Genomic DNA, 9,261 nt, shown 5'->3' with positions numbered 1-9,261 from the left:
GACATCCACGAAGCCTTCCTCGGCCTCGCCATCTGCCTGATCACCCACCGCCACGTCCAACGGCTTTGTTAGGGCCTCTAAGCGCCTTCATCGAGTCGGCGTCCTCCTGCGCGATCAAGGGCTGCGTCGTTCCGCTGGAGGCGGGCGATCTGTTCTGGCTGCCCGAGGACGCGTCGCCCTCGCATCCGTATCTGCTGACCGAAAAGCTTCCCGCGGAGTTCGGGGAGGAGGACGACGGGCTGTGGCCGGAGAACGTCATCTGGTCGCGCGACGGTAGTCGGCTCCTCGTGTACGACGCGAAGCGTCGGCAGACCTTCGCGATCGACATGACGACCAAACAGGTGAAGTGGCTGACCAAGGAGGAGCGACGGGAGGCAGATGTCTGGCACGGCGCCTCGGCGGGTGGCGACACGGGCCGGGTGCGAATCTCCGTGGGATCGACCCGTGTGACCTTCCATCGGACCGACACCGGCGGCGTGTTGAGCGACTTCGAATTTCTCCGCGAACCACCGGAGCCTCGGTGCGTGGCACACGAGTACGCGTTCGACGAGCACCCCGTCAACTTCGCGCTGGACGACGACACCTGGTGCGCTGCCTTCGAGGAGGGGGTGGTCATCGCGCCGTCGGACCGCAGTAAAGACCTGGAGGCGGTGCTGGCCTGGTCGGTCGACCGACGCTTCGCCTGGCCGGTGCAGTGGGGCGCGCTCGAGATCGTGCCGGACGCTAAGGCCGCCGCCGAGCTGATCGGGGATCGCGGCCTCGGCTACTACGTGCAGCAGTACGTCGAGCAGCAGGCCCGGGATGCGGAGGCGAACGCTCAGGCAAAGGACGACGGGTCATGGCCGCCCCCCAACACGGCGACGCTGGATGAACTGTTCTCAGCGGCCCGAGACTCCGTGTCCGAACTCAGCAGCAACTCCAACCACCACGTCTGCAACCACCTCCGCCATGCGGCCCGGCTGCGGGCCCGGCGAGGGGAGGTCGGCGGCGCCTTGGAAATGCTCGACGCGATCCCGGAGCCGGACCAGCGCGTCGCGGCTTGTGCCGACGTAGCGATGATCCTGGCCCGTGCGGGACGGACCGACGAGGCGCGGGTGTTCTTCGCCGACGTCGAGGCGGGTGCGGAGGCGGCCCTCGGACCGTACAACGTCGCTGATGTGGCGTCCTCGGTCGGCGGCGCGTACCAGGCGATGGGCGATACGGCCGCCGCCGATGTGTGGTTCGCCCGAGCCCGCGACGCGATCGAGCCGGAGGCCAACGCGTGGCAGAACCGTCTCACGGTCAGCTGGGCACTCACCGAATGCGGGCGCGAGGACGAGGCGCGGGCGCTGTGGGCACGCGGCGAGGAGGAGTGGCGGAAGACCCCCAGCATCTTCTACTCCGTGCCGTGGCTGCTCTATCTGCTGGGCACCGGTCGGCTCGACCTGGCAGAGGGGTTCCTCGATGCGTGTGACGTGGAGTGGGACTGGTCGATGGATCCGGTGATCGGCGCAATGGCCGACCTCGGTCGGACCGATCTGCTCCGCTTGGGCCAGTCCGATGCCCCGGAGCTGATAGCGGAGTTGCGATACGAGAAGGCCTTGCGGATCGCCGAGCAGCGCACGAGGCGGACCCACCCGGCGACGCCGAGTGAGGCGGACCTTGCGGCCCTCGCGGAAGCGTACGCCGAGCTACTCAAGACGCCGCGGGCCAAGCGCGAAAGGCCGACCGAGCTGCTCATCGAGCAGGCCGCGGAGTGTGGGCACCTCAGCGCGGTACTGGACCTGCTCGGCAAGCTTCCTTCGCCCCGCGATTTCAACGGTCGGCCGTCGTCAGCGTTCTCCGCGCTATGGCGCGCCGCCACGGGCCAGGACGTGCCACCGTGGTGACACTCGTCTGACTCCCGGTCCGGCGCCTCTCCCCGGACGAGGGCCTCAAGCCGCACCACTTCGCCGACGATCAGGCGATAGCGCAGGGCCCCCCGAGAACCGTGGCTCAGGTATCAAGATCTGTGGATCGGGTGATCGGGGTGAGGCCAGCCGGGCTGTCTCCGGGATCGCGGTGGTCCGATTCTCGGATCCAGGCGATGACGGTCTTCTGGTCGACCGGTCGGGTGGTGTCGACGTGGAGGGTGGGACCGACCCGGAGAGGTTGGGCGGTGCGTCGCCAGCGTTCCCATTCGTCGTCCGTGAGGAGACGGCCGTGGATCGGGTGGCGTGGGTGGCGGGCTTCGAAGCGGCGCCGGGCGGTCTCCAGCGGGACGTCGCACCAGATCTCCACTGCCCTGGGGTGGTTGGCGCGGCTCAAGCCCTGCGTGACGAAGTCGCGGACGTCGGTCGGCCAGCATGACTCCAGGACGGCACCAGTGGGCGCTTCTGCCAGCAGTGTCCACATGGTCTCGCTGGCGGCTGCGCCGAGTGCCGCGTTCCAGCGGCGCTGCGGCCAGCCAGGCGGCTCGGCGCCCAGGACGCCTGCGTGGGTCTCCTTGATGAGGTCCTTGCTGAACAGCGGTAGCCCGAGATGACGCGCCAGGGTGCGGGCCAGGGTGGTCTTGCCCGCACCGGGCAGTCCGTTGACCAGGACGGCGAGAGGCTCACTCATGCTGCGGCCGGCATCCAGTGCGCGCCCTCGCGCATGATCTCATCACTCGGCGATCCGCCTTGCGGGTTGTCGTCATTCACGACGGTGAGCACGGGCATCGCCCTCCCGGCCGACGTACCAACGCCGGCCTACTGGTGACCATCACAGGATGATTCGGGAAGATACGTCTTCTATGTCACATCTACGGCGGTGACGTTCAGCGGTGGTGGTGCCATGCGTCGTCGCGCTGGGTCGGGGGTGGAGCGGCGGCTGCGGCGTCGGGGGAGGCCGCGTGCCGCCGTCTCGTGGCGTGGTCTCCGGGTTCAGAGCAGGGAGGTGAGGTGGCGTAGTTGCTGGACGAGGGGTGGTTGGGGGAGGGGGACGGTGCCGATTTCGGGGTGGTGCGGGCGGGTGATGTGGGGGTGGACGTCGTCGATGAGTTCGGGGATGAGGAGGGGGGGCGGTGGTGCGGTCGCCGCACAGGGTGGTGGGTTCGAAATGGTGGCGCAGGAGTTGGGTGCGCCAGTGGTCGGCGTCGTCGTACTCGCCGCTGTGGGCGTGTTCGAGGTAGAGGCGGTATTCGGCGACGTGGTGGTCTGCGCCGGCGGCGAAGCGCCACCAGAAGCGGGCGCCGTTGCTGTCGTCGGCGAGGTGGGGCAGGCAGGCGAAGACGAGTGCGCCGGTCTTGTCGGCGTACTGGCTTTTGATGAAGTCGGCCAGGTGGCGGTCGGCGTCGGGGCCGAACAGGATCAGGAGGCTGACGGCGTTCAGGTCCCACCAGGCGCGGTCGGCGTCGGGGGTGCGGTCGTCCTCGGGGGCCGTCCACGTTGTGTGGGGGGTGGGGGTGGTGCGGTGGCGGGGTGGGCGGTGTCGGGCGGCCTGGCGGCTGCGCAGGCGGGCTTCGGCGGCCGCGATGTCGTAGTCGGTGTAGCGGTTTTGGGTGCGGGCCTTGGCCAGCAGGTCGTCGATGGTGCGACGGTCGGACGGCAGCGGCATGGTGCTCATGAGGGATTCTTCCCGTCGGGGGACTCCGGGTAGCGGAGCTTGAGAAGGGTGGCCAGGCGCCGGCGGCCGGTACGCAGTTGGGAGCGGACGGTGGCTTCCTCGTTGCCCATCACGCCGGCGGCCCCAGCGGTGGTGAAGCCCGTCCCGTAGTACAGCAGGATCGCGTCGTGTTGCCGCTCGCTCAGGGCGGCGACCGCGCCGTATAAGGCGATGGCGTCGGTGAGCGTGTCGTAGGGGTCCTCGCACGGGTCTGCGAGCGCGGCTTCGAAGGCCGCGGTGTCCATCAGCTCCGGGCGGTGTCGGCGCTTGCGGTGCATGTCGATGATGCGGCGCTTGAGAATGGTCCAGGCGTAACCCTCCAGGTTCTCCATCTGCAGCATTCGCGGCCAGCGGTCCATGACCTGGTCGAAGGTCAGGTCAACGGCTTCCTCCGCGTCGGCGTCCGAGCCGAGCTGCAGGTAGGCGTAGCTCATGTAGTCGATACGGCGGCGCTGGTGGAAGCCCCAGTACGCCATCTGCCAGCCGATGGGCCACTGGTCGATGGGCACCACCTTGGGTACGCCGACGGCTCCGCCGGTCTCCTCCGGCCCTGCTTCGCCGGTCACAGCGCATCCCGCGACGGCTTGTCGGTGCCGGACGGGGCGCGGTTGCCGCCCAGTCCGGTGATGCCGATCCGCACACCGGCCGTCAGCAGCCGGCGGCAGACCGGGACGGCGTCCGGGCCGTTCACCCTGAGGGCAAGCGCGATCTCGAACAACCACGCGGCAGCGCTCTGCTGCACGGGGTCCTCCCCATGTACCTGTTCTGCTTCCAGGTGCCCTTCGTCTCGTCCCCTGGCACCAGAGGCACCATCCGCCTCCACTCAAGAAGCGTCCACGGTGGCCAGAATGTGCAGCCTCGCCCCCAAAAAATATTACGGTCAGTATCGGCCTGATAGCAGCTAGTTCAATCATCGACCAGTTGAAGCCGCCTAATACCTACCGCCGGAGCGGTGAGCCAGACAGTGCGGTGCCTCTTCCGGCTCGCTGAGCGAGCCGGGAGGAAGGGTGGGCGTTGCGCGCTCAAAACTGCGTGTACGCCGGAGTGCCGCCGGGTGATGGCCGGTGCGTGACCCTGGGGAGACGGAGGTCTACGACTCGCCGGACTTCGCCGACGGCGGCTGGCAAGCCACCGGCATCGTGGACCTGAGGCCCGGCCCGATCGGCGCGGTCACGGTCGCGGCTATCCCGGGAGCTGTTGAGTGAGCAGTGCGACGTGACCTTCATCCTCGACCCGTCGTCCGCCGAGTCCGGGTGCCGCGTCCGCGCCGCGTACACCGAGCGCGACGAGCCCGGCGAGGGCGAGACGCTCCACGCCGACCTGGAGCGCGTCGAGCTACTCCGAATCTTGGGGCTACGGTGCTTGGGGCCCAGAAGGGCCTTGCCGCCGCCTTGCGCACAGCTGCTGACCTGCTTGACGCCGCTGAAACTGGCTGACGCCGGAGCGGCCGGTGGGCAGGGCCCTACAGGTGCGCGCGATGCCGACTGCCGTACCGCTTCCGCACCCAGCCCACACCTGCTACCACCCTGCTACCATACGGGTGTGACTTCCACAAAGAAGCAGACGCAGGTCCGGCTGGAAGAGGACGTGCTCTCGGCCGGCAAGGCCGCCGCAGCCGCCCGCCGACTGGACTTCAACAAGTACGTAGAGCGGCTCATCATCGAGGACACCACCGGCGCCCGCGCCGCCGGCATGACCGCCGCCCAGCGGCTCATCGAAGAGCACGGCACCTTCCTCGACAACCTGGAGCAGCAGCTCGACGCCCCGTACACCGAGCCGCAGCCAGGTGCCGCCGCGTGATCCTGCACGTCGACGAATCCTGGATCCTCGAAGTGGCGGAACGGGCCGGCCACCGCGACCCAGCCGCCGACGACTACGGCGTACCCATCGCAGCAGTCGCCCGCCACCGCGGTGAACTCCTCGACACACCCGTCTACGACGGCCCCTACTCCCGCGCCGCCGCCCTGGTGCACATCCTGGGGCGATGCCGCTGGCTGGAGCGCTCCAACCTCACCGTCGCCTGCGCCGTTGCTGTCATGTATCTCGAGGCCAGCAACATCCCTGTCAACCCCACTCGCGAACAGCTCACCGCACTCGCCCACGAGCTGAACAACCCGCGCTGCACCGCCGCCCGGATCGCCGCCTTCCTGCGCACCTGGAAACCCTGATCCCGAACGGGTGGTTATCGCGCGTCGAGGCGGCCGCCAACTTCGTCGGCAAGTCCCCCGAGGACTTCGTTCGGGATGCGGCGCTCGCGGCCGACGCCGAGATGTTCCTCAACACCAACGGCCAGACTCGGCGAATCGGGCAGCACCTGCTCGGGATGCTCCGCCTCCCACGCCGCGATCCCGCGCACCAGCCGGTCGTAGGCGTCGTCGTCCAGCGGGGAGGTGCCGCTCGCGTAGTAGGCGGCCGACGCCTTTACCGCGTCCTCGACCGCCTGCGCGTAGGCGGCGGCATCCACGATTACTGCAGCTGGTGTGGTCATGCCCGACATCCTGCCTGCCACCACTGACATTGATACTCGTACGGCTTCCGGCGGTCGTGTACTCGCCGGATAGGTGAGATCTGGCGTCACCTACCGTGCCGCCGGGACCTGCCTCGAACGCCGTAGTAGGTGTTCTTCGTCCGGTGCTCACCCTGCTGCTCAAGGTCGGCGGCGGGATCGGACCGCGTGCCGGGCGGGGGCGGGTGTTCCTCCAGGCGGCGGAGTCTTTCCCGTATCTCTTCGGCGTCCGGGTGGTCGACCTTCTCGAGGATCGCCAGTGCTTGTTGCCAGTTCGTGCGAGCCGCGTCCGGGTCGCCGGCGGCCAGGTAGACGTCACCGAGGTTGCCAAGCGTGTGAGCCTCTCCCGACCGGTTGCCGATATCCGCATGGGTGTCGAGCGCCTGGTGGAAGTACCCGACCGCGTCGTCGTGGCGCTGGAGGCGGTGGTGTGCGGTGCCGAGGATGTCGAGCGCGATGCCTTCGACCCAGCGGTCACCGATGCGCCGCAGGACGGTCAGCGCCTGCTCCAGAACGCCGATGGCCTCGTCGAACCGCCCGAGCTGCTCGTAGGCGTCACCCAGATTGACCAGGATGTTTCCCTCGCGCAAGGCGTAGTCGAGACGCCGGTTGACGGCCAGCGCTCGGCGGCAGTACTCGACGGCTTTTTCCGGCCGACCGATCCGACGGTAGACGTCGCCCAGGTTGGACAGGGCCTGACACCTGCCGACTGTGTTCCCGAGTTCTCGGCAGAGGACCATCGCCTGCCGGAAGTGGTCGATGGCCTCGTCGTACCGGTGCAGCTGTGTCAGGGCGCAAGCGACGTCCATGAGGCCCCATGCCTCGCCCATGCGGTCGTGGACATCGCGGGCGGCGTCGAGGCCGGTGCGGGTGGTGTCAAGCCAGTCCTGCAGATGGCTGCGGAGGTAGAAGAACCCCCACAGGGCGGCGGGAAGTTGCCACGCGATGCCCGGCCTGCCAGCGGAGACGGCCTGGCGTACCGCGGCGACCAGGTTGGGGCGTTCGCTTTCGCACCAGTCAAGGGCCTGGTCGTAGGCGCTGAACGCCAGGGGGTGGCAGGAGGCGGGCAACGGGTCGAGGGGAACCCGCGGACGGTCCGGGGTGAAGAGCGGATAGGCGGCGTCAGCCGTGTGCAGGTACCAGGTGAGGAGTCGCTCGATGGCGCGGTCCCGCTCTTGCGGTGTCTCCTCGGTGAGGACGCGCTCGGCGGCGTAGACACGTAGTAGGTCGTGTCGGGTGTAACGGCCGGGCAGGTACTCGGTGAGAAGGTGGGCGCGGGTGAGCTCAACGAGCAGGCCGCGGGTCTCCCTGAGCGGGAGCCCCGCGAGGGCGGCTGCGGCGGGGGCGGAGATGTCGGGTCCGGAGTGCAGGCCCAGCAGGTGGAACAGGCGCGCGGCTGGGGCGGACTGGGCGTGGTACGACCAAGAGAAGACGGTCCGTACGTCGGTGGTGAGGTCGTCCCCGATGAAGGCGTCGAGGCTGCCGTGGCTGTCGCGTAACTCCTCGGCGACGGCGCTGAGGGGGAATCCGGGGTTGGTGGCGGCGCGGGCGGCGACGATGGCCAGGGCCAGCGGGAGCCGGGCGCAGTGGGTGATGATCTCCTGCACGGCGTCCGGTTCGGCCGCCACCCGGTGTTCGCCGAGCCGGTGGGCCAGCAGGTCGTGGGCCTCGGCTGGTGAGAGCAGGTCCAGGGCAATGGGGTGGGCGCCCTCGGCGGCGACCAGGCCCGTGAGCCCGTTGCGGCTGGTCACTATGGCCAGGCAGCTGGGAGAGCCGGGCAGCAGCGGGCGGACCTGGTCGGCGTCGCGGGCGTTGTCCAGCACCACCAGCACCTGCCGCCCGGCCAGCAGGCTGCGGTACAGGCCGACTCGCGCCTGAAGATCCACCGGGACGCGGTGGGGTGGTACGCCGAGCGCGTCGAGGAAGCCCCGCACCGCCTGATCGGGCGGCATGGCCGTCCTGGACGGGCCGAAGCCGCGCAGGTTCACATACAGGTGACCGTCGGGGAAGCGGTCGGCGACCTGGTGGGCCCAGTGCACCGCCAGCGCCGTCTTGCCCACCCCCGCCGTTCCCGACACCGCCGAGATGACCACCGGTGCTGGGCGCTCCGCGGCGGCGGCCAGGATCCCGTCCAGCCGGGTCAGCTCTTCCGTCCGGCCGGTGAACCCCCGGGTCTCCAACGGCAACTGTGCCGGCACCGCCCGGCCGGGACCGGCCTCGGCGGGCGGCCGCGTACCGCCGGCCGTGGGCGGGGCGGATTCGCCGCGCAGGATCGCCTGATGCACCTGCTGCGCCTCGGCACCCGGGTCCGTGCCCAGTTCCTCGGCCAGCTGCTTCTGCAGGACGGTGTAGCAGGCCAGGGCCTCCGGGCTGCGCCGGGCAGCCTGCAGCGCCCGCATCAGTGCCACGGTGAGCGGCTCGACCAGCGGATGCTCGGCGACCAGAGCAGTCAGTGTGCCGATCACCTCCGCGTGATTGCCCACACGGAACTTGGCATCGGCCCAGGCCAGCACCGCCTCGATCCGTTGCTGTTGCCAGCTGTACCGGGTGCGCTGCACCCATCCGCCGGCAAGGCCCGCCAGCGGCTCACCGCGCCACAGCCCGAGCGCCTCACGCAGCATCACCACCCGCTCGGCATCCGTGCACTGCGCGCCGCGGGCCTGGTCGACCAGCTGCCGGAACCGGTGCACATCGACCCGGCCGGACGGCACATCGAGCAGATACCCGCCGGGACCACGCCGCAGCTGCGGCCCTGCACCAGCGTCGTCCGTGCCCGTGCCTAGAGGTGCGTGCGTATCTGCCAGCATCCGGCGGATCCGGGCGATGTGCGCATACAGCGAGGTGCGCACCTGGGCAGGCAGCTCCTGCCCCCAGACCCGGTCGATCAGCGTCTCCACCGCAACCCAGCGGCCCGCATCCACCAGCAACGCCGCCAGGACCGTGCGCTGCTTGGCCGGACCCAGATCCACCACCGCGCCATCCGCGCCCCGTAACTCGACCGTACCCAGCAGCAGAAAATCCGCCATGCCCATCCCCCGTGGTCACTCCGCACAATCCCATGCGCCGGGCTCCGGCCGCCCGCCAGTCTCACGGCCTGACCCGCGTTGACCAGTGAAGCAAGGTTTACGCAAGGTTCCTGCCCACATTCACGC

At 69.5% G+C, this 9,261-nt stretch carries 9 protein-coding genes and 1 pseudogene; 4 read left to right on the top strand and 6 right to left on the bottom strand.

Annotated elements, in window-relative coordinates; genetic code table 11:
- The first annotated feature begins 65 nt into the window (after window positions 1–65).
- A complete protein-coding gene (locus FGD71_RS15600; RefSeq protein WP_119101061.1) occupies window positions 66–1,868 on the top strand; it encodes a tetratricopeptide repeat protein in 1,803 nt (600 codons plus the stop codon).
- 106 nt (window positions 1,869–1,974) lie between these two features.
- Here the strand turns inward: FGD71_RS15600 and FGD71_RS15595 are convergent, their stop codons facing one another.
- The 4 genes from FGD71_RS15595 to FGD71_RS15580 all read right to left on the bottom strand — a co-directional run bounded on the left by FGD71_RS15595 (window position 1,975) and on the right by FGD71_RS15580 (window position 4,345).
- Entirely contained in the window at window positions 1,975–2,580 is a 606-nt protein-coding gene (locus FGD71_RS15595) for a P-loop nucleotide/nucleoside kinase family protein (RefSeq protein ID WP_119101060.1), read from the bottom strand.
- A 141-nt stretch (window positions 2,581–2,721) separates the two neighbouring features.
- Entirely contained in the window at window positions 2,722–3,564 is an 843-nt protein-coding gene (locus FGD71_RS15590; RefSeq protein WP_119101059.1) for a hypothetical protein, read from the bottom strand.
- Window positions 3,561–4,169, bottom strand: coding sequence for an RNA polymerase sigma factor (locus FGD71_RS15585; protein ID WP_119101058.1), 609 nt, complete (start codon window positions 4,167–4,169; stop codon window positions 3,561–3,563). The genes FGD71_RS15590 and FGD71_RS15585 overlap by 4 nt, the downstream gene beginning before the upstream one ends.
- Complete coding sequence (locus tag FGD71_RS15580) at window positions 4,166–4,345, bottom strand: hypothetical protein (protein ID WP_119101057.1); 180 nt, start codon at window positions 4,343–4,345, stop codon at window positions 4,166–4,168. The genes FGD71_RS15585 and FGD71_RS15580 overlap by 4 nt, the downstream gene beginning before the upstream one ends.
- 322 nt (window positions 4,346–4,667) lie before the next feature.
- Here FGD71_RS15580 and FGD71_RS47390 point away from each other — a divergent pair, with 322 nt between their 5' ends.
- The 3 genes from FGD71_RS47390 (at window position 4,668) to FGD71_RS15570 (ending at window position 5,771) form a co-directional block, all read left to right on the top strand.
- Window positions 4,668–4,808: a hypothetical protein gene (locus FGD71_RS47390; RefSeq protein ID WP_162931136.1), complete on the top strand. Its 141-nt coding sequence runs from the start codon at window positions 4,668–4,670 to the stop codon at window positions 4,806–4,808.
- 337 nt (window positions 4,809–5,145) lie between these two features.
- Window positions 5,146–5,403, top strand: a complete 258-nt coding sequence (locus FGD71_RS15575; RefSeq protein WP_240436602.1) for a hypothetical protein — start codon at window positions 5,146–5,148, stop codon at window positions 5,401–5,403.
- The gene (locus tag FGD71_RS15570) at window positions 5,400–5,771 is read left to right on the top strand and encodes a fic family toxin-antitoxin system, toxin component (protein ID WP_119101056.1); all 372 of its coding nucleotides are present in this window, start codon (window positions 5,400–5,402) and stop codon (window positions 5,769–5,771) included. Before FGD71_RS15575 ends, FGD71_RS15570 begins: the two co-directional genes overlap by 4 nt.
- Window positions 5,772–5,896: 125 nt before the next feature.
- On the opposite strand, the pseudogene FGD71_RS50165 reads toward FGD71_RS15570, so the two are convergent.
- Window positions 5,897–6,091 (bottom strand): annotated as a pseudogene (locus FGD71_RS50165) (hypothetical protein); the annotation flags it as partial.
- Window positions 6,092–6,177: 86 nt separating this feature from the next.
- On the bottom strand, window positions 6,178–9,135 hold the full coding sequence (locus tag FGD71_RS15560) for an AfsR/SARP family transcriptional regulator (RefSeq protein ID WP_119101063.1): 2,958 nt from the start codon (window positions 9,133–9,135) through the stop codon (window positions 6,178–6,180).
- Window positions 9,136–9,261: the final 126 nt, after the last annotated feature.

Source organism: Streptomyces sporangiiformans (genome assembly GCF_005768555.2).
Lineage (GTDB): Bacteria > Actinomycetota > Actinomycetes > Streptomycetales > Streptomycetaceae > Streptomyces > Streptomyces sporangiiformans.
Note: the sequence above shows the minus strand (reverse complement) of the source record. Positions and strands in the feature narration are given on the sequence as shown.